This is a genomic window from Pseudomonas sp. GR 6-02 (genome assembly GCF_001655615.1).
Taxonomy (GTDB): Bacteria; Pseudomonadota; Gammaproteobacteria; order Pseudomonadales; family Pseudomonadaceae; genus Aquipseudomonas.
The window spans coordinates 5,800,001-5,817,954 of record NZ_CP011567.1; the positions used below are offsets into that span (position 1 = coordinate 5,800,001).

Annotated in this window: 19 protein-coding genes (1 of these 19 cut by a window edge); 9 read left to right on the forward strand and 10 right to left on the reverse strand. The window is 58.5% G+C overall.

From position 1 onward, the window contains the following. Positions 1 to 1,197 carry the 5' portion of a tyrosine--tRNA ligase gene (gene tyrS / locus PGR6_RS25795; protein ID WP_064620726.1) on the reverse strand. The gene continues 3 nt to the left of window position 1, outside the view, so 1,197 of the gene's 1,200 nt are visible here — the first part of the coding sequence; the start codon lies at positions 1,195 to 1,197; the stop codon falls past the left edge of the window. A 210-nt stretch (positions 1,198 to 1,407) separates the two neighbouring features. On the opposite strand from tyrS, the gene PGR6_RS25800 reads away from it, so the two are divergent. Together PGR6_RS25800 and PGR6_RS25805 are read left to right on the forward strand one after the other, a co-directional pair. Further along, positions 1,408 to 2,826, forward strand: coding sequence for a peptidoglycan DD-metalloendopeptidase family protein (locus PGR6_RS25800; protein WP_018928882.1), 1,419 nt, complete (start codon positions 1,408 to 1,410; stop codon positions 2,824 to 2,826). Between the two features lie 3 nt (positions 2,827 to 2,829). Further along, complete coding sequence (locus tag PGR6_RS25805) at positions 2,830 to 3,921, forward strand: anhydro-N-acetylmuramic acid kinase (RefSeq protein ID WP_064620729.1); 1,092 nt, start codon at positions 2,830 to 2,832, stop codon at positions 3,919 to 3,921. A 73-nt stretch (positions 3,922 to 3,994) separates the two neighbouring features. On the opposite strand, the gene erpA is transcribed toward PGR6_RS25805, so the two are convergent. Together erpA and argC are read right to left on the reverse strand one after the other, a co-directional pair. Then, entirely contained in the window at positions 3,995 to 4,345 is a 351-nt protein-coding gene (erpA, locus tag PGR6_RS25810) for an iron-sulfur cluster insertion protein ErpA (protein WP_007906865.1), read from the reverse strand. 168 nt (positions 4,346 to 4,513) lie between these two features. Next, positions 4,514 to 5,548, reverse strand: coding sequence for an N-acetyl-gamma-glutamyl-phosphate reductase (gene argC, locus PGR6_RS25815; protein ID WP_018928880.1), 1,035 nt, complete (start codon positions 5,546 to 5,548; stop codon positions 4,514 to 4,516). Positions 5,549 to 5,683: 135 nt separating this feature from the next. Between argC and hemJ the strand changes: the two genes are divergently transcribed. From hemJ to coq7, 6 genes are all read left to right on the forward strand, one after another. Continuing rightward, positions 5,684 to 6,115, forward strand: a complete 432-nt coding sequence (hemJ, locus tag PGR6_RS25820) for a protoporphyrinogen oxidase HemJ (RefSeq protein ID WP_018928879.1) — start codon at positions 5,684 to 5,686, stop codon at positions 6,113 to 6,115. 33 nt (positions 6,116 to 6,148) lie between these two features. After that, positions 6,149 to 7,117 (forward strand): NAD(P)H-dependent flavin oxidoreductase, encoded by a 969-nt coding sequence (locus PGR6_RS25825; RefSeq protein WP_019650353.1) that lies wholly within the window; start codon positions 6,149 to 6,151, stop codon positions 7,115 to 7,117. Positions 7,118 to 7,208: 91 nt separating this feature from the next. Then, positions 7,209 to 8,168: a DUF805 domain-containing protein gene (locus PGR6_RS25830; protein WP_064620732.1), complete on the forward strand. Its 960-nt coding sequence runs from the start codon at positions 7,209 to 7,211 to the stop codon at positions 8,166 to 8,168. Positions 8,169 to 8,230: 62 nt separating this feature from the next. Then, entirely contained in the window at positions 8,231 to 9,019 is a 789-nt protein-coding gene (locus tag PGR6_RS25835) for an SDR family NAD(P)-dependent oxidoreductase (protein ID WP_064620736.1), read from the forward strand. Between the two features lie 80 nt (positions 9,020 to 9,099). Further along, positions 9,100 to 9,438, forward strand: coding sequence for a histidine triad nucleotide-binding protein (locus tag PGR6_RS25840; RefSeq protein ID WP_007906873.1), 339 nt, complete (start codon positions 9,100 to 9,102; stop codon positions 9,436 to 9,438). A gap of 121 nt (positions 9,439 to 9,559) precedes the next feature. Next, complete coding sequence (gene coq7, locus PGR6_RS25845) at positions 9,560 to 10,207, forward strand: 2-polyprenyl-3-methyl-6-methoxy-1,4-benzoquinone monooxygenase (protein ID WP_018928875.1); 648 nt, start codon at positions 9,560 to 9,562, stop codon at positions 10,205 to 10,207. Between the two features lie 93 nt (positions 10,208 to 10,300). On the opposite strand, the gene speD is transcribed toward coq7, so the two are convergent. Then, entirely contained in the window at positions 10,301 to 11,095 is a 795-nt protein-coding gene (speD, locus tag PGR6_RS25850; protein ID WP_018928874.1) for an adenosylmethionine decarboxylase, read from the reverse strand. Between the two features lie 238 nt (positions 11,096 to 11,333). Next, the gene (locus PGR6_RS25855) at positions 11,334 to 11,756 is read right to left on the reverse strand and encodes an OsmC family protein (protein ID WP_007941657.1); all 423 of its coding nucleotides are present in this window, start codon (positions 11,754 to 11,756) and stop codon (positions 11,334 to 11,336) included. A 246-nt stretch (positions 11,757 to 12,002) separates the two neighbouring features. On the opposite strand from PGR6_RS25855, the gene crp reads away from it, so the two are divergent. Next, positions 12,003 to 12,647, forward strand: a complete 645-nt coding sequence (gene crp, locus PGR6_RS25860; protein ID WP_018928873.1) for a cAMP-activated global transcriptional regulator CRP — start codon at positions 12,003 to 12,005, stop codon at positions 12,645 to 12,647. A 26-nt stretch (positions 12,648 to 12,673) separates the two neighbouring features. On the opposite strand, the gene PGR6_RS25865 is transcribed toward crp, so the two are convergent. The 5 genes from PGR6_RS25865 to trpE form a co-directional block, all read right to left on the reverse strand. Continuing rightward, positions 12,674 to 13,375 (reverse strand): lipoate--protein ligase family protein, encoded by a 702-nt coding sequence (locus PGR6_RS25865; protein ID WP_064620739.1) that lies wholly within the window; start codon positions 13,373 to 13,375, stop codon positions 12,674 to 12,676. 98 nt (positions 13,376 to 13,473) lie between these two features. Continuing rightward, a complete protein-coding gene (trpC, locus tag PGR6_RS25870) occupies positions 13,474 to 14,310 on the reverse strand; it encodes an indole-3-glycerol phosphate synthase TrpC (RefSeq protein WP_018928871.1) in 837 nt (278 codons plus the stop codon). After that, positions 14,307 to 15,356, reverse strand: a complete 1,050-nt coding sequence (trpD, locus tag PGR6_RS25875; protein ID WP_018928870.1) for an anthranilate phosphoribosyltransferase — start codon at positions 15,354 to 15,356, stop codon at positions 14,307 to 14,309. Before trpD ends, trpC begins: the two co-directional genes overlap by 4 nt. 9 nt (positions 15,357 to 15,365) lie before the next feature. After that, on the reverse strand, positions 15,366 to 15,959 hold the full coding sequence (locus PGR6_RS25880) for an aminodeoxychorismate/anthranilate synthase component II (protein WP_018928869.1): 594 nt from the start codon (positions 15,957 to 15,959) through the stop codon (positions 15,366 to 15,368). Between the two features lie 467 nt (positions 15,960 to 16,426). After that, positions 16,427 to 17,908, reverse strand: a complete 1,482-nt coding sequence (trpE, locus tag PGR6_RS25885; protein ID WP_018928867.1) for an anthranilate synthase component I — start codon at positions 17,906 to 17,908, stop codon at positions 16,427 to 16,429. Positions 17,909 to 17,954: the final 46 nt, after the last annotated feature.

A 17,954-nucleotide genomic window follows, 5' to 3' on the forward strand; every position in this document is an offset into this window, starting at 1 on the left:
TTCGGATTTGAGCGTAATACGCGCAAATGCCTTCTTCCCCGCCTGGCAAACGTGGGTCGCGCCCAGCGCGTATATAAAGGTGCGATCGACAACCTCACCATCTATACGCACACCACCAGAACCCAGAAGGTCACGCGCCACGGCGGAGTTCTTTACCAAGCCCGCCTTATTAAGGACAGCAGCGATCGGCATGTCTTCGGTAGCGGTCAATTCGATCTCTGGCAAATCATCCGGCAGCTCGCCATCTTTCATACGGTTGCCTGCTGCACGGTGAGCATTGGCCGCAGCCTCCTCACCATGGAAACGCGCAACGATCTCTTCGGCCAACTTGATCTTGATGTCACGCGGATTCGCACCCGCCTCGACGTCAGCCCGCAAAGCATCGATCTCTTCCATGGAGCGGAAGCTGAGCAATTCGAAGTAGCGCCACATCAGCACATCAGGAATAGAGACCAACTTGCCGTACATGACACCCGGCGCCTCCTGGATACCGACATAGTTGCCCAACGACTTGGACATCTTCTTCACGCCATCCAGCCCTTCGAGCAACGGCATAGTCAGAATGCATTGAGCCTCCTGACCATAACCACGCTGCAGTTCACGCCCCATCAGCAGGTTGAACTTCTGATCGGTACCGCCCAGCTCGACGTCCGCGCGCAAAGCGACCGAGTCGTAACCCTGAACCAGCGGATAGAGGAATTCGTGAATGGCGATTGGCTGATTGGTCGTGTAGCGCTTGTCGAAGTCATCGCGCTCGAGCATGCGTGCCACGGTGTATTGCGAAGTCAGACGTATGAAGTCAGCAGGCCCCATCTGATCCATCCAGGTGGAGTTGAACGCCACTTCGGTTTTGGCCGGATCAAGAATCTTGAAGACCTGAGTCTTGTAGGTCTCGGCATTCTCGAGAACCTGTTCACGAGTGAGCGGTGGACGTGTCGCGCTCTTGCCACTCGGATCACCGATCATCCCGGTGAAGTCACCGATAAGGAAGATCACCTGATGGCCCAGATCCTGGAACTGGCGCAGCTTATTAATAAGCACGGTGTGACCCAGGTGCAAATCCGGCGCGGTCGGATCGAAGCCTGCCTTAATACGTAGCGGCTGGCCACGTTTGAGCTTTTCGATCAGCTCGGACTCGACCAACAGTTCTTCTGCACCACGTTTGATCAGCGCTAGCTGCTCTTCAACCGACTTCATAACAGACCTGCAAGACTCGAATTCAAAGGGGACCAACCATACAAGATCGGGCGTCAAATACAAGTTTTGCCCGGCGCACGGACGCCAATCCACGGACAGAGCGTCCGCAGGCTTGCTTCAGAGATGATTTGGTTATATTTTATACAGTTATTTCGTCTTCATCATGTCATTCATCTTTTCCAATTCATTTTTTCAAAGTCAAAATTACTTATGACCAAAGAATCGTCTAAAGCGCCACCGCTTTACCCGAAGACCCACCTGCTCGCAGCAAGCGGTATCGCCGCCCTTCTGAGCCTGGCGCTTCTGGTATTTCCTTCCAGTGATGTTGAAGCCAAAAAGACGACCCTGAGTCTTGAACTGGAAAGCCCTGTAGAACAACTGACACAAGATCAAGACGCCGCCGACGTCGTCCAAGCCACAAATGAGCCGGCAGCCTCCCCTTTCGCGCAGATCGAAAACAGCGCCGAAAACACTCAGGAAGCCGCCCAGGCCGCCCCCGCGCCAGTCGTCGAAGAAAAGAAGGCGCCAGGCCACAGGGAAGTGATCGTTGCCAAAGGCGACACTCTCTCGACCTTGTTTGAGAAAGTCGGCCTTCCGGCCACTTCGGTGCATGAAGTGCTGGCCAGCGACAAGCAGGCCAAGCAGTTCAGCCAGCTCAAACATGGCCAGAAGCTCGAGTTCGAACTCGGCCCGAACGGCCAACTGACCAATTTGCACAGCAAAGTCAGCGACACGGAAAGCATCAGCCTGACCAAGAACGGCAAGGGTTATACATTCAACCGCATTACCGCCAAGCCCACTGTTCGCACCGCCTACGTACATGGCGTGATCAACAGTTCGCTGTCGCAATCCGCAGCCCGTGCCGGTTTGTCCCATAGCCTGACCATGGATATGGCCAGCGTGTTTGGCTATGACGTCGACTTCGCCCAGGATATTCGCCAAGGTGACGAGTTCGATGTGATCTATGAACAGAAAGTCGTCAACGGTAAAGCCGTCGGTAACGGCCCCATTCTTTCCGCGCGCTTCACCAACCGTGGCAAGACTTACACCGCTGTGCGCTACACCAACAAACAAGGCAACAGCAGCTACTACACGGCTGACGGCAACAGCATGCGCAAGGCGTTCATCCGTACTCCGGTAGACTTCGCCCGCATCAGCTCGAAATTCTCCATGGGCCGCAAGCACCCGATCCTGAACAAGATCCGCGCCCACAAGGGTGTCGATTACGCAGCACCGCGCGGCACACCGATCAAGGCTGCCGGCGACGGCCAGGTATTGTTGGCCGGTCGCCGCGGCGGTTACGGCAATACCGTGATTATCCAGCACGGCAGTACTTACCGTACGCTGTACGGCCACATGCAGGGCTTCGCCAAAGGCATCAAGACTGGCGGCAGCGTCAAGCAAGGTCAGGTGATCGGCTACATCGGCACCACCGGCCTCTCCACCGGCCCGCACCTGCACTACGAGTTCCAGGTCAATGGTGTGCACGTCGACCCGCTGGGTCAGAAGGTAGCGATGGCCGATCCGATCTCCAAAGCTGAACGCTCACGCTTCCTTGCGCAAAGCCAACCGCTGATGGCGCGTATGGACCAAGAGAAAGCCACCCTGTTGGCTTCGAGCAAACGCTAAGCCATGGTGCTCTATATAGGTGTGATGTCCGGGACCAGCCTTGATGGCCTGGACATTGCGCTGATCGAGCAAGCCCCGGCGATCAAGCTGATCGCCACGCATTACATCCCCATGCCCGAATCCCTGCGCGCCGAGCTGCTTGGCTTGTGCGCCAGCGGTCCGGACGAGATTGCCCGCTCCGCCATTGCCCAGCAAAACTGGGTGAAGCTGGCCGCACAGGGCATTCACACCCTCCTCGACCAACAAAACCTCAAGCCCGACGACATTCGCGCGATTGGCAGCCACGGCCAGACCATTCGCCACGAACCGGCACGCGGGTTCACGGTGCAGATCGGCAACCCTGCGCTGCTCACCGAGCTGACCGGCATCACCGTGGTCAGCGATTTCCGCAGCCGCGACGTAGCCGCTGGCGGACAAGGCGCCCCATTGGTTCCGGCCTTTCACGAAGCCTTGTTTGAACAGCAGCCCGGTAACCGCGCAGTGCTGAACGTCGGCGGGTTCAGTAACCTCAGCCTGATCGAACCCGGCAAGCCTGTCGCGGGTTTTGACTGCGGCCCGGGGAATGTCCTGCTGGATGCCTGGATTCACCGGCAACGCGGCGACAACTTCGATCGCGATGGCCAATGGGCCGCCAGCGGCAAGGTTGAACCGGCTCTGTTGAATGAGCTGCTCAGTGATCCGTTCTTTGTAACTCAAGGCCCGAAGAGCACTGGCCGCGAAGTGTTCAATCTGCCATGGCTGATGCAGCATCTGTCACAACTGCCAACCTTCGCAGCCGAAAACGTACAGGCCACACTGCTTGAGCTGACCGCCCTGACCATCGTCGAGTCATTGCAAAGCGCTCAATCGGATACCCGGGAGCTGCTGGTCTGCGGCGGTGGCGCACACAACGCCACGTTGATGAAACGGTTGGCCAGCCTGTTGCCGAACGCGAAAGTCAGCAGCACTGCCGCTTATGGTGTAGACCCGGACTGGGTTGAAGCCATGGCCTTTGCCTGGCTGGCTCATTGCTGCCTGGAAGGTATCGCGACCAACCGCCCAAGCGTCACCGGCGCCCGTGGCCTGCGCATTCTCGGCGCCATCTACCCCGCCTGAACCTTAACTCCAGACAGCAAAACGCCGCAGAATCCTGAGACCCTGCGGCGCTTGTTGATGCGGAGAGTTGCGATCAGATCGAGAACGAAGAGCCGCAGCCACACGTGGTGGTGGCGTTCGGGTTCTTGATCACGAAACGCGAACCTTCCAGACCTTCCTGATAATCCACCTCGGCACCTGCCAGGTACTGGAAGCTCATCGGATCGACCACCAGGCTGACGCCTTCGCGCTCGACAATGGTGTCGTCATCGGCCACTTCTTCATCGAAGGTGAAGCCGTACTGAAACCCTGAACAACCGCCGCCCGTAACGAATACGCGCAGCTTCAAGCGATCATTCCCCTCTTCATCGACCAGGCTCTTCACCTTGTGCGCAGCACCGTGGGTGAATTGCAAAGCCGTGGGGGTGAAGGATTCGACGCTCATGCTGACTATCTCCCGGCGTTACGCCGCCATAATGCGTGATGACGCGCATTATCCGCTTCTCCCAGAAAATCGGTCAACTATTGTTACGGTATATCAATCAATCCAATTGTCAGACCAGAATGCAAAAAGGCCCGTTCAACGGGCCTTTTTGCATTTCGGGATAAAGCCTTACGGCAGCATGCCCGCATGGGAAAGACCCAGGCGCTCATCCAGACCGAAGAGGATATTCAGGTTCTGCACAGCCTGACCCGACGCGCCTTTGACCAGATTGTCGATGACCGACAACACCACCACCAGATCACCATCCTGCGGACGATGCACGGCGATACGGCAAACGTTGGCACCACGCACGCTGCGGGTTTCCGGATGGCTGCCGGCTGGCATTACGTCGACGAACGGTTCGTTGGCATAACGCTTTTCGAACAGAGCCTGCAGATCCACCGAGCGGTCCACGACGGTCGCGTAGAGCGTCGAGTGAATACCGCGAATCATCGGCGTCAGGTGCGGAACGAAGGTCAGGCCGACCTCCTTGCCCGCGGCACGACGCAGCCCCTGACGGATTTCCGGCAAGTGACGGTGACCTTTTACGGCATAGGCCTTCATGCTTTCCGACGTCTCGGAGTACAGCGAACCTACCGAAGCGCCACGACCGGCACCGCTGACACCGGATTTGCAGTCAGCGATCAAACGTGTGGTATCGGCCAGACCGGCTTCGAGCAATGGCAGGAAACCCAATTGCGTCGCGGTCGGGTAGCAACCCGGTACAGCAATCAGGCGTGCCTGCTTGATCTGCTCGCGATTGACTTCCGGCAAGCCGTAGACCGCTTCCTCCAGCAGTTCCGGCGCACCATGCGGCTGGCCGTACCACTTGGCCCATTCATCGGCGTCTTGCAAACGGAAGTCTGCCGACAGGTCGATGACCTTGGTTCCGGCAGCCAGCAATTCACCCGCCAGGGCATGGGCGACACCGTGCGGCGTGGCGAAGAACACCACGTCGCAAGCCCCGAGGGTCTTGATGTCCGGAACGCTGAACGCCAGGCCGTCGTAATGGCCACGCAGGTTCGGGTACATGTCGGCCACGGCCAGGCCGGCCTCGGATCGGGAAGTGATCACCACCACTTCTGCCTGCGGATGCTGTGCCAACAGACGCAGCAGTTCGACACCGGTGTAACCCGTGCCGCCGACGATACCGACCTTGACCATAAACCTGCCCTCAACGAACCCACTGGAAAGCCGTCGATAATAGGGGCCGCGCGGCCCTGCGACAACCGTCAAGGTGACGTGCGGGCGCTCTACCCCCTACTATCTTCACTACCGTGAACCTGGGAATAACCAAAAATGCTTTATCTGTGGCTCAAAGCGCTTCACATCATCAGCATGGTCTGCTGGTTTGCCGGCCTGTTTTACCTGCCGCGCCTGTTCGTCTATCACGCGCAAAGCGAAGACACCGTCAGCAAGGAACGCTTCAGCATCATGGAGCGCAAGCTGTACCGAGGCATCATGGGGCCAGCGATGATCGCCACCCTGGTGTTCGGCATTTGGCTAATCAGCCTCAACCCGAGCGCCTATTTCGGCCAGGGCGCGTGGATGCACGCCAAGCTGACCCTGGTGGTGATCCTGATCGGCTACCATCACATGTGCGGCGCACAGGTAAAACGTTTTGCCCGTGGCGAAAACACCCGCAGCCATGTCTTTTATCGCTGGTTCAATGAAGTGCCGGTTCTGATATTGCTGGCTATCGTAATTCTGGTCGTCGTCCGGCCGTTTTAAATCCAACAGACACGCTCACCCGGGGTACTTCCAATGTCGCTGCCCGCTCTGCTCGAACAACGCTTGCGACTGCCGGTGGTGGCGGCACCGATGTTCCTGATCTCCAACCCTGAGCTGGTGCTCGCCTGCTGCCGTAATGGCGTGGTGGGCAGTTTCCCTGCGCTGAACCAGCGTGAGAGCAGTGGGTTCAAGGCCTGGCTGGAAGAAATCGAAGCAGGGTTGGCGACACTGGAAAACCCCGCGCCTTACGCGGTGAACCTGATCGTCCACCACAGCAATCCGCGATTGCAGGCGGACCTGGCGATCTGCATCGAACACAAAGTACCGATCGTGATCACCAGCCTCGGCGCCGTGAAGGAAGTGGTCGATGCCGTGCACAGCTACGGTGGCCTGGTGTTTCACGACGTGACGACCCGTCGCCACGCAGAAAAAGCCGCCGAAGCCGGTGTCGACGGTTTGATTGCCGTTGCCGCGGGGGCCGGTGGTCACGCCGGGACCTGGAGCCCGTTTTCGCTGATCGCCGAGATTCGCCAGTTTTTCGACAAGACCCTGCTGCTGGCTGGCTGCCTGAACCATGGCCACGAGATTCTTGCCGCGCAATTGCTCGGTGCGGATCTGGCCTACTTCGGTACGCGATTTATCGGCACCACCGAAAGTCATGCGCCTGACGCCTACAAGGAGATGCTCCTGACTGCCAGAGCCGCGGACATCGTCCATACTCCAGCGGTGTCTGGGGTTCCGGCAAGCTTCATGCGTCAGAGCCTGGAGGCCGCCGGTTTCGACATGGCTGCGCTGCAAAGCAAGGGCGAGGTGGACTTCGGCTCCAAGCTCAAGCCGTTGAACGATGAAGCCAAAGCCTGGAAAACCGTGTGGTCTGCGGGCCAGGGTGTCGGGGAGATCGAGGATCTGCCGAGTGTCGATCAACTGGTCGAACGTCTCGGCACCGAATACCGCAAGGCGCTGGAACTGGCGGCAGCACTGCCCAAGCGCTGGCCGCGCTGACAGGAAAGTTTGGCCAGCCCAACCCGGCCGGCCTTAAACTCCCTCTTGTTACACTTTCCATTACAACTCTCGCGACAAGGATGCCTCGGCCATGAGCGAAAACCGTTTCAAGATCGTCTTCGATGGTGCTTTGCTGCCCGGTGTTGATGCCACCACCGCCAAGCTCAATCTCGCCGAGCTGTTCAAAAGCGATGTCGCAGCCATCGAACGCCTGTTCAGTGGCCGGACGGTTGCGCTCAAACGCGACCTGTCACACGCCGACGCGCAAACTTATCTTCAGGCGCTGACGAAAACCGGCATCGATGCCCGAATCGAAGCCGAACCCTCGATCGAGCTGAACCTGTCCGACGTTCACGTCAGCCCGCCGCCATCGGCAGAGCCCGATTCCCCCTACGCTCCGCCACGCGCCACGGTCGGCGAAGCGCTGCCGGAGTTCGCCACACTCAAGGCATTCAGTTTCAGTGGCCGCATCGGCCGACTGCGCTTTCTGGCCTGGACAATGGCTCTGACGCTGGTGACGTTGGGCATTGGCTCGGTGCTGGCCATTTTCGGCTTCGGCCTCATCAGCACCAACTCGACTGCCGGCCTGATTGTCGCGGGTCTGCTGGCCGTTATTCTGATCGTGATACTCGCGTTCATCAGCATTCAGTTCAGTGTGCAGCGCCTGCACGATATCGGCTGGTCTGGATGGCTCTGGCTGTTGAACCTTGTGCCGTTCGTGGGGGGCGCTTTCCCGTTCGTGATAATGATCGTGCCGGGTAACAACACTGCCAATCGATATGGCGCACCGCCGCCGCCCAACAGCAATGCAGTCAGGGTACTGGCTTCATTGTGGCTGGTGTTTATTGCGATCATGTTCGTTGGCGGGCTGACCGGAGGTCTCACGGCAATTCAGGATGAGTACGAAAGCGCCACTGATAGCGCCTATCAAAGCAGCTCCGTGACCACCGATGAAGTCGAAGCTGCGCCCGTCGAAGTCGACTCGGCAGCAGATTCAACCGACGATGCAGCCGAAGCGGCCCAGCCCCCTGTAGACTCTGCAAAAGAATGAACAGCGCTCCCCGCCCGTGACACCTGCGTCGCTGGCGCGGAGCTGTTGCGATGGAGAACTGCATGACCCGTTACGCTCTGATCACTGGCGCTTCCAGCGGCATCGGCCTGGCAATGGCCGAAGCGCTGGCCCGGCGCGGCCGCAGCCTGCTATTGGTGGCCCGACAGCGTGATCAGCTGGAAAGTATTGCGATTGAACTGACTCAACGTTTTGGCGTGGAAGTTTTGTTTCGTGCCTGTGACCTGGGTGAACCGTTGCGCCTGTCCGGATTTCTACTGGAGCTGGAGGAAGGTGAGCGGCAAATCGATCTGCTGGTCAACTGCGCCGGCATCGGTACCTGTGGCCCATTCCTGGCCCAGGACTGGATGACCGAGCAGGACCTGATCGAAGTGAACATCCTGGCCCTCACTCGCTTGTGTCATGCCATTGGTAACAGCATGGCCTTGCAGGGCGGCGGGCAGATTCTGAACGTCGCCTCGGTTGCGGCGTTCCATCCCGGCCCCTGGATGAGCACTTATTACGCCAGCAAGGCTTATGTGCTGAATTTTTCCGAAGGCTTGCGCGTCGAACTGAAAAAATGCGCGGTCAAGGTGTCGGTGCTCTGCCCCGGCCCGACCCGCACGGCGTTTTTTCGCACCGCGCAACTGAACACCGACAAGCTGGGCGAGAGCAAATTGCTGATGAGCCCAGAGGAAGTCGCGCTCTACACCGTGCGCGCCCTGGAGAAAAATCGCGCCATTATCATCCCCGGTCGCCTGAATCGCTGGTTCACCTTCTTGCCACGGCTCGGCTCCCGCTGGCTGACCCGGACAATCGCGGGCATGGTCAATAAGGCGTACTGCCCGCGCTGACCAGCCTTCAAGGTAAAAAACTGGGCTCAGGCAGGGCCCATGCGTACACTCAAGCCAGCCAAACAACGGAGAAAACAGCTGTGGATACTCTGTTCACCAAGATCATCAACCGGGAAATCCCGGCGAAGATCATTTACGAGGACGACCAGGTACTGGCCTTCCACGACATCGCCCCACAGGCCCCCGTGCATTTCCTGGTGGTCCCGAAGAAACCGGTGCGCACCCTTAACGATCTCACCGAGGACGATAAGGCTCTGGCCGGGCATATTCTGTTCACCGCGCAGCGTCTGGCTCTGGAACTGGGCTGTGAAGAAGGTTTCCGGGTGGTCATGAACTGCAATGAATTGGGCGGGCAGACCGTTTATCACATTCATATGCACGTGCTGGGTCAGCGCCAGATGCACTGGCCTCCGGGCTGATTGCAAGCAGTACCGGTTTATGTGGCGAGGGCGCTTGCTCCCTCGCCACAGATGACCCAGCGCAAACCCTCCCCGGCCGATTGGGTTAAACTGGCCGCCGAGATTCTTCCCGGAGGTCAGCATGACTACCCAACGTCACTACTCGCCAATTGACCGTCTTCTGCTGCAAGCCGATGCCGCGATGCGTACTTTGCTGCCCTTCAGCGGTCAGCCCTACCGTCCGTCGCCTGCCATCGTGCAGCCGGATGCGCAAATGAACGACGAGGACACCCGGCACGTCGCCGGTTTGATGCGCATCAACCATACCGGCGAAGTCTGTGCCCAGGCGCTGTATCAAGGTCAAGCCCTGACCGCCAAGTTGCCGCAAGTGCGCGCTGCCATGGAACATGCCGCCGAAGAAGAAATCGATCATCTGGTCTGGTGCGAACAGCGCATCCACCAGTTGGGCAGCCACACCAGCATTCTCAATCCGCTGTTCTACGGAATGTCGTTCGGGATTGGCGCGGTGGCCGGGTTGATCAGCGACAAAGTCAGCCTGGGTTTCGTTGCCGCCACCGAGCATCAGGTTTGCAAACACCTGAACGAACACCTTGAACAACTGCCCGCCGAGGACGAAAAATCCCGGGCGATCCTTGAGCAGATGCGCATTGATGAAGAACATCACGCCGAAAGTGCGCTGGATGCTGGAGGGTTCCGTTTTCCTGCGCCGGTGAAGTTCGGAATGAGTCTGCTGGCCAAGGTGATGACCAAGAGCACTTATCGGATCTGACGGTTGCGTTGTTTGATCGGGACTCTTCGCGGACAACAGCAATGAAAAAGGCGACTACCTTGCGGTAGTCGCCTTTTTTTGTACTCGGAACTCTCAGCTCGGCATGTTGCGCGCGTAGAAGATTTCAAGCATTTCGTGTTTTACACGCTCAGTCACCTGGGCACGCTGCTCAGAGGACAGGTTGCTGGTGGCGTCGCCGAACAGGTAGTTATCCAGTTCGAAGTTCTTCAACAGCATTTTGGTGTGGAACAGGTTTTCCTGATACACGTTCACGTCGGTCATCTGGTACGCGTCGCGGGTGTCTTCGGAGAGATAGTTCTGGATCGAGTTGATCTCGTGGTCGATGAAGTGTTTCTTGCCTTCAACGTCACGGGTGAAGCCGCGCACGCGGTAATCCACAGTCACGATATCCGAATCGAACTGGTGAATCAGAAAATTGAGCGCCTTGAGCGGTGAAATGACGCCACAGGTCGACACGTCGATGTCCACACGGAACGTCGCGATACCGTCCACCGGATGGATTTCCGGGTAGGTGTGCACCGTGATGTGGCTCTTGTCGAGGTGGGCCAGGATGATTTCGGGCAACGGGCCCGGAGACTCTTCAATCTGACTGTCGGTGGGGGTTACCGGCTCTTCAGAGATCAGAATCGTGACGCTGGCGCCCTGGGGTTCATAGTCCTGACTGGCGATGTTCAGGATATTGGCACCAATGATATCGACAACTTCTGTGAGGATCTGCGTCAGGCGCTTGGCGTTGTACTCTTTATTGATGTACTCGACGTAAGCCTGCTGGTCTTGCGGGGTTTCCGCGTAGCAGATGTCATAGATGTTGAAGCTCAAGGTCTTTGTCAGGTTATTGAACCCGTGGAGCTTGAGTTTGCTTTTCACCGTTAAAAACTCTCTATGTATTGCGGGCTGGCCGCGTGATCAAGCATGCCCGTCAGATGCGAACGACGCACCTGCGTAGGACGGTTAACACCTCTTCGCGATGGCGATTTTGGTTGTCTGTTCAGGCAAGCGACCTGTCGGGTGACCGATCACTGCCCTGAAAAAAGTGGCGCATTATGCAGACGTCAGCTATGGATCACCAGAGTCTGCACCGCTTTTATGATAGTTGAATGTCGATTCAACCGAGCTCGATAATCTCGTAGTCGTGGGTAATCGCCACGCCAGCCGCGCCGAGCATGATCGAGGCCGAGCAGTACTTCTCGGCCGACAGCTCGATGGCGCGCTTGACCTGGGCTTCTTTCAGCCCGCGTCCCTTGACCACGAAGTGCATGTGGATCTTGGTGAACACCTTCGGATCTTCGGTCGCACGCTCGGCTTCGAGGAAGGCTTCGCAGCTTTCGACGGCCTGACGCGACTTCTTGAGGATGCTGACCACATCGAAATTGCTGCAACCACCAACACCCAGCAGGAGCATTTCCATCGGGCGGACACCCAGGTTGCGACCGCCGGCATCGGGCGGACCGTCCATGACCACGACATGACCGCTGCCGGATTCACCGAGGAACATGGCTTCGCCTGCCCATTGGATGCGTGCCTTCATCGCCAAGACTCCACTGTATAAAAAAGGGTCGCCAGCTTAGCACAGGGCCCTTGATTGGCAGCGCTTCGCCTTCCTAGGACATAACCGTATGGGTCGTAGGTAAATTCTCGAATCTTGAAGGAATGTGTCTGTTAAGCTGACGCCAATTCACTGGCGCTTAGCCAGCTTTGTAGCGAACAAAAAACCAGGCTTCACCAGCCCCCTACAAAAAACAAACATACCGTGCAGTCTTTTCGGGATACAACCATGGTTGCTATTACCCCCATATCCAAAATCAAGAACCTCGACAAACTGTTGATGCACTGCCAGCGCCGTCGCTATGCCGCCAAGAGCAACATCATTTGTGCCGGCGACCGCTCGGACACGTTGTTCTTCATCATCAAGGGTTCGGTGACCATCCTGATCGAGGATGACGACGGCCGTGAAATGATCATTGCCTACCTCAACTCCGGCGACTTCTTCGGTGAACTGGGTCTGTTCGAGCAAGCAGGACTGGAACAGGAGCGCAGCGCCTGGGTTCGCGCCAAAGTCGAATGCGAAGTCGCGGAAATCAGCTACGCGAAATTCCGCGAGTTGTCTCAACAGGATCCAGACATTCTTTACGTGCTCAGCGGACAAATCGCACAACGCCTGCGCAATACCACGCGCAAGGTCGGCGACCTTGCATTCTTCGACGTGACCGGCCGCGTGGCGCGCTGCCTGCTGGAGCTGTGCAAGCAGCCAGACGCCATGACCCACCCGGATGGCATGCAGATCAAGGTGACCCGCCAGGAGATCGGCCGGATTGTCGGTTGTTCCCGTGAGATGGTCGGCCGCGTGCTCAAGGATCTGGAAGAACGCAACCTGGTCGACGTCAAAGGCAAGACCATGGTGGTCTTCGGTACGCGCTAGGCTCTGAAAACCGAAGCCTGGAACACTTAAGCCCCGAGCACTTCTGCCAGTATTTGGCGATACAACGCATCGAGCCGTTCCAGTGCATCAGGAGCGGCAAATTTTTCATGCAGGGCAATGTGGCTTTCTGCGCGAACCCGCTGTTCCAGACCGCAGGCTTCGTTGAAACGATTGACCGCCGCGACCATTGACTCTCGCTCGTTATCGATCAGCATCGCCCCGTGCACCAGCCCGACCGGACGCTGACCGCCCTTGCTCTGCCGCCAGCGCTGAGCGGTACCGACCATCTTGCGACCATCGAGGTTGACGTTGAAACGGCCATCGCAGAACGCGCCTTCAATTTCGCCCAGGGACGACACACCGCCCAACTCGTCAAGCAGCTGGCAAATCGGGTCACAGAGTCGGCGATAGGCGGTTTCGATCCGGTTCTGGTCGCCCTCGCTACGCGGTGGCGCGTAGACCAGCGCGATGTTGAGGGTCGATGCCGATTGCGGCACCGGCTCGCCGCCGGTTTCGCGCAGCAGTACCGGCCAACCGGCAGCGGCTGATATCTCGCACGCTGCCTCGAAACCCGGCAAGCGATTCAAGCGGCGCGGCATGACCAATGCCTGGTCTGTGGGTTGCCAGAACAGCAAGCCGAACTCCGAATCACCGGTGCACACATGGGCCAACAGGTCCTGTTCGGCGAGCAGGCCGGCTTCGATGGTCAGAGAGGTTGGCTGGGACATGGACGACTCCGTAAGACATGAAGTCTTTGGGGGGCTTGATGACCTACTCGCGGGCAAACCCGCTCCCACAGGGGATCGGGTTGCCTGCGAAAATGTGTTCAGTCGAGCGTAGAGCCGCTCACTGGAACACCGCGCTCAGGAAAGAACAGGCGCTGCAGTTCAGTACCCGGGCTTTCGGCGCGCATGAACGCTTCGCCGACCAGGAACGCATACACGTCGCTGATTTCCATCAGCTCGACATCGGCGCGGTTAAGAATGCCACTCTCGGTGACCACCAGACGATTACGCGGAATACGCGGCAACAAGTCGAGGGTGGTTTCCAGGCTGACCTCGAAGGTGTGCAGGTTGCGGTTGTTCACGCCCACCAGCGGCGTGTCGAGGGTTTTCAAGGCCCGCTCCAGCTCGTCGCCATCGTGGACTTCCACCAGCACATCGAGGCCGACACTTTTGGCCACGGCCGCCAGCTCGGCCATTTTCACGTCATCCAGTGCGGAGACGATCAACAGCACGCAATCAGCGCCCAGGGCGCGGGACTCGATGATCTGGTACGGATCGATCATGAAGTCTTTGCGGATCACCGGCAGCTTGCACGCCGCCCGGGCTTGTTGCAGATACGCATCCGCACCCTGGAAGTAGTCGATGTCGGTGAGCACCGACAGGCAAGTAGCCCCGCCCTTCTCGTAACTCCTGGCAATGTCCGCAGGCACGAAGTTCTCGCGAATCACGCCCTTGCTTGGCGAAGCTTTCTTGATTTCAGCAATCACCGCCGGCTGTTTCTTCTTGGCCTGATCGATCAATGCCTTGGCGAAACCACGGGGTGCATCGGCCGCCTTGGCCAGGTTTTCCAGCTCTGCCAGGCTCACACGAGCGCTACGCTCGGCGACTTCCTGGACTTTGCGGGCCAGAATTTTTTCCAGAACCGTCGGTACACTCATCCCTCATTCTCCACTTTGAATACCGCGGTAAATGCACCCAACTCCTCAAGTTTTTCCCGAGCGAGGCCTGTGTGCAGCGCATCGTGCGCCAGGGCAACGCCTTCTTTCAAACTGCTGGCATGGTCGGCGGCGTACAGCGCGGCGCCGGCATTGAGCACGATCATCTCGGCGGCTTTCTGACCGTTCTCGGTCTTGCGCTTGCCCAAGGCATCGCGAATCAGTTCCAGGGAAGCCGCCGGGCTTTCCACCGACAGACCGTGCAGGCTCTGGCTCTTCATCCCCAGATCTTCGGGCTCGACCCAATACTCGGTGATCTGGTCATTCTTCAACTCCGCGACAAAGGTCGGGGCCGCCAGGCTGAACTCGTCCAGGCCATCCTTGGAGTGCACCACCAGCACGTGCTTACTGCCCAAGCGCTGCAAGACTTCGGCCAATGGCCGGCACAACGCCTGACTGAATACACCCACCACCTGATGTTTCACGCCGGCCGGATTCGTAAGCGGGCCGAGCATGTTGAACAAGGTGCGCAAGCCCAGCTCGCGGCGCGGGCCGGCGGCGTGCTTCATGGCGCTGTGATGGGTCTGGGCAAACATGAAACCGATGCCAACGTTGTCGATGCAGCGTGCAACCTGAACCGGGGTCAGGTTCAGGTAGATACCCGCTGCTTCCAGCAAATCGGCGCTGCCGCTTTTGCCCGACACCGCACGGTTACCGTGCTTGGCCACGGTGCAACCGGCCGCCGCGACCACGAATGAGGAAGCAGTCGAGACGTTGAAGATATTGGCCCCGTCGCCGCCGGTGCCGACCACATCGACCACGCCGTCGAGGGTGTTGAGTTCGACCTTGTCCGCCAACTCGCGCATCGCCGTCACGGCGCCGACGATCTCGTCGATGCTTTCGCTCTTCATGCGCATGGCCATCATGAACGCACCAATCTGTGCGTCCGTGCATTGCCCGGTCATGATTTCGCGCATGACATCACGCATTTCATCGGTACTGAGGTCGAGGTGGCCGACGATACGGCTCAGGGCTGTCTTGATATCCATGGAAAGTCCTTAGCGCGTGCCGCCAGTTTGTTTGAGGAAGTTGGCGAACAGCTCGTGCCCCTGTTCGGTGAGGATAGACTCGGGGTGGAATTGCACACCCTCGATGTTCAGCGTCTTGTGACGCAGGCCCATGATCTCATCCACCGAGCCGTCTTCGAGCTGGGTCCAGGCAGTCAGCTCCAGGCAATCGGGCAGGGTTTCGCGCTTGACGATCAGCGAATGGTAGCGGGTGACCGTCAACGGACGATTCAGACCTTCGAATACGCCCTTGTCCTCGTGAAATACCGGGCTGGTCTTTCCGTGCATGACCTGACGGGCACGGACCACATCGCCGCCAAACGCCTGGCCGATGGATTGGTGCCCGAGGCAAACGCCGAGAATCGGCAGCTTGCCGGCGAAGTATTTGATCGCTTCGATGGAAATACCGGCTTCGGTCGGGGTGCAAGGACCGGGAGACACGACGATGCGCTCAGGCTTGAGGGCTTCGATTTCGGCAATGGTGAGTTCATCGTTGCGCACGACTTTGACCTCGGAGCCTAGCTCGCCGAGGTATTGCACAACGTTGTAAGTAAAAGAGTCGTAGTTATCGATCATCAGCAACATGGCGTTAAGAACCTCTTGAATTCACTGACTTTTAATACGGCCTTCGAATGATTTACCCGCAGTGCGCTGCGCTTTGACGGGTGCTGGAGTGGCGCCAGCAAAGCGGCATTTCGTACAGGTAAAGAAGGCAAAGCGGTACAGGTCCGGCCAGGCCGGCAGAAAAGATTCAGGCGCGCCAACGCCAACGGGCGTGTGCCTTGATGACTTGATCCAGGAGTTTGCTGACGATCAACACGGGAAAGGTCTCATTCATACGTCTGGGCACAGTAACGTAGCTGGGCAGAGCGTGCAATATGGCCGGAGCGACAGCTCGCGAAACAATCGAAGGGTTAGCGACAGATGGCAAAAAGCTGGAAGTTTTTTGGCGGTGTCGAGAGCGGCCGAAGCACAAGATCAAAAGATTAAAAGGGGAATGACAGGCATAAAAAAACGCGGCGCCCTCGCAGGCACCGCGTTTTCTATGTGGATCAGTTTTCCGGGGTTTGTTCGGCCAGGGCCACGGCGCGGAACATCGCGCGACGCTTGTTCAGGGTTTCTTCCCATTCCAGCGCCGGTACCGAGTCGGCGACGATGCCGCCACCGGCCTGCACATGCAGTTCACCGTTCTTGATCACGGCGGTGCGAATCGCAATCGCGGTGTCCATGTTGCCGTTCCAGGCGAAGTAACCGACCGCGCCGCCATAGACGCCCCGCTTGACCGGTTCCAGCTCGTCGATGATTTCCATCGCGCGAATCTTCGGTGCGCCGGACAAGGTGCCGGCCGGCAGGATCGCCCGCAGTGCGTCCATCGCTGTCAGCCCGGCCTTCAATTGGCCGGTGACGTTAGACACGATGTGCATCACGTTGGAATAACGCTCGATGACCATCTTCTCGGTGAGCTTCACCGAGCCGATTTCCGAGACGCGCCCAGTATCGTTGCGGCCCAGATCGATCAGCATCAAGTGCTCGGCGATTTCCTTGTCGTCCGACAGCAGGTCTTTTTCCAGCGCCAGGTCCGCCTCTTCGTTGGCCCCGCGTGGGCGAGTGCCAGCAATCGGGCGCACGGTGATCAGGTTGTCTTCGACCCGCACCAGCACTTCCGGCGAACTGCCGACGACGTGGAAGTCGCCGAAGTTGAAGAAGTACATATACGGCGTCGGGTTGAAGCAACGCAGCGCCCGGTAAAGATCGATAGGCGCAGCCTTGAAGTCGATCGACATGCGCTGGGACGGCACGACCTGCATGCAGTCACCGGCCAGGATGTATTCCTTGATGGTGTCGACGGCTTTCTCGTAATCGTCCTGGGTGAAACTCGAACGAAACACTGGATCGGCCGATTGCTGCTTGCTGAAGTCCAGGCCACGGCGCGGAGTGATTGGCTGACGGAGTTGTTCCAGCAGCGCTTGCAGACGCGCCTGACCTTGTTCGAAGGCATCTTCCTGCGACGGATCGGCCAGGACAATCGCGTGCATCTTGCCGGCGAGGTTGTCGAACACCACCACCGCATCGGACACCATCAGCAGAATGTCCGGCACGCCCAGCGGATCCGGGTTCGGGCATTTGCCCAGACGCTTCTCCACATAACGCACGCAGTCGTAACCGAAGTAACCGACCAGACCGCCGTTGAAGCGCGGCAGACCGGCAATGGTCGGCACGTTATAGCGCGCCTTGAAGGCTTCGACGAAGGCCAGTGGGTCTTCAACGTCGTGGCTTTCGATCTCGACGCCGTCGTGGGTCACGCTGACGTGGTGATCGTGAACCCGCAATACGGTGCGGCACGGCAGGCCGATGATCGAGTAGCGGCCCCACTTCTCGCCGCCCTGCACCGACTCCAGCAGATAGGAGTTCGGCTCGTCGGCCAGTTTCAGGTAGATCGACAGCGGCGTGTCGAAGTCGGCCAGGGTTTCGCAGGCAAGCGGGATGCGGTTGTAGCCGGCAGCGGCCAAACGCAGGAATTCTTCGCGGATCATGAGGTGCCTCGTGGCTTGAGGGTCTAACGGTCAGGTATGCAAACGC

Coding starts and splice junctions, on each gene's coding strand:
- erpA (WP_007906865.1), bottom strand. CDS start 4,345: ATGAGCGTCGAATCCTTCACCCCCACGGCTTTGCAATTCACCCACGGT.
- hemJ (WP_018928879.1), top strand. CDS start 5,684: ATGCTTTATCTGTGGCTCAAAGCGCTTCACATCATCAGCATGGTCTGC.
- PGR6_RS25830 (WP_064620732.1), top strand. CDS start 7,209: ATGAGCGAAAACCGTTTCAAGATCGTCTTCGATGGTGCTTTGCTGCCC.
- PGR6_RS25835 (WP_064620736.1), top strand. CDS start 8,231: ATGACCCGTTACGCTCTGATCACTGGCGCTTCCAGCGGCATCGGCCTG.
- PGR6_RS25800 (WP_018928882.1), top strand. CDS start 1,408: ATGACCAAAGAATCGTCTAAAGCGCCACCGCTTTACCCGAAGACCCAC.
- trpC (WP_018928871.1), bottom strand. CDS start 14,310: ATGAGTGTACCGACGGTTCTGGAAAAAATTCTGGCCCGCAAAGTCCAG.
- argC (WP_018928880.1), bottom strand. CDS start 5,548: ATGGTCAAGGTCGGTATCGTCGGCGGCACGGGTTACACCGGTGTCGAA.
- PGR6_RS25865 (WP_064620739.1), bottom strand. CDS start 13,375: ATGTCCCAGCCAACCTCTCTGACCATCGAAGCCGGCCTGCTCGCCGAA.
- PGR6_RS25880 (WP_018928869.1), bottom strand. CDS start 15,959: ATGTTGCTGATGATCGATAACTACGACTCTTTTACTTACAACGTTGTG.
- PGR6_RS25855 (WP_007941657.1), bottom strand. CDS start 11,756: ATGAAGGCACGCATCCAATGGGCAGGCGAAGCCATGTTCCTCGGTGAA.
- trpD (WP_018928870.1), bottom strand. CDS start 15,356: ATGGATATCAAGACAGCCCTGAGCCGTATCGTCGGCCACCTCGACCTC.
- crp (WP_018928873.1), top strand. CDS start 12,003: ATGGTTGCTATTACCCCCATATCCAAAATCAAGAACCTCGACAAACTG.
- coq7 (WP_018928875.1), top strand. CDS start 9,560: ATGACTACCCAACGTCACTACTCGCCAATTGACCGTCTTCTGCTGCAA.
- trpE (WP_018928867.1), bottom strand. CDS start 17,908: ATGATCCGCGAAGAATTCCTGCGTTTGGCCGCTGCCGGCTACAACCGC.
- PGR6_RS25825 (WP_019650353.1), top strand. CDS start 6,149: ATGTCGCTGCCCGCTCTGCTCGAACAACGCTTGCGACTGCCGGTGGTG.
- PGR6_RS25805 (WP_064620729.1), top strand. CDS start 2,830: ATGGTGCTCTATATAGGTGTGATGTCCGGGACCAGCCTTGATGGCCTG.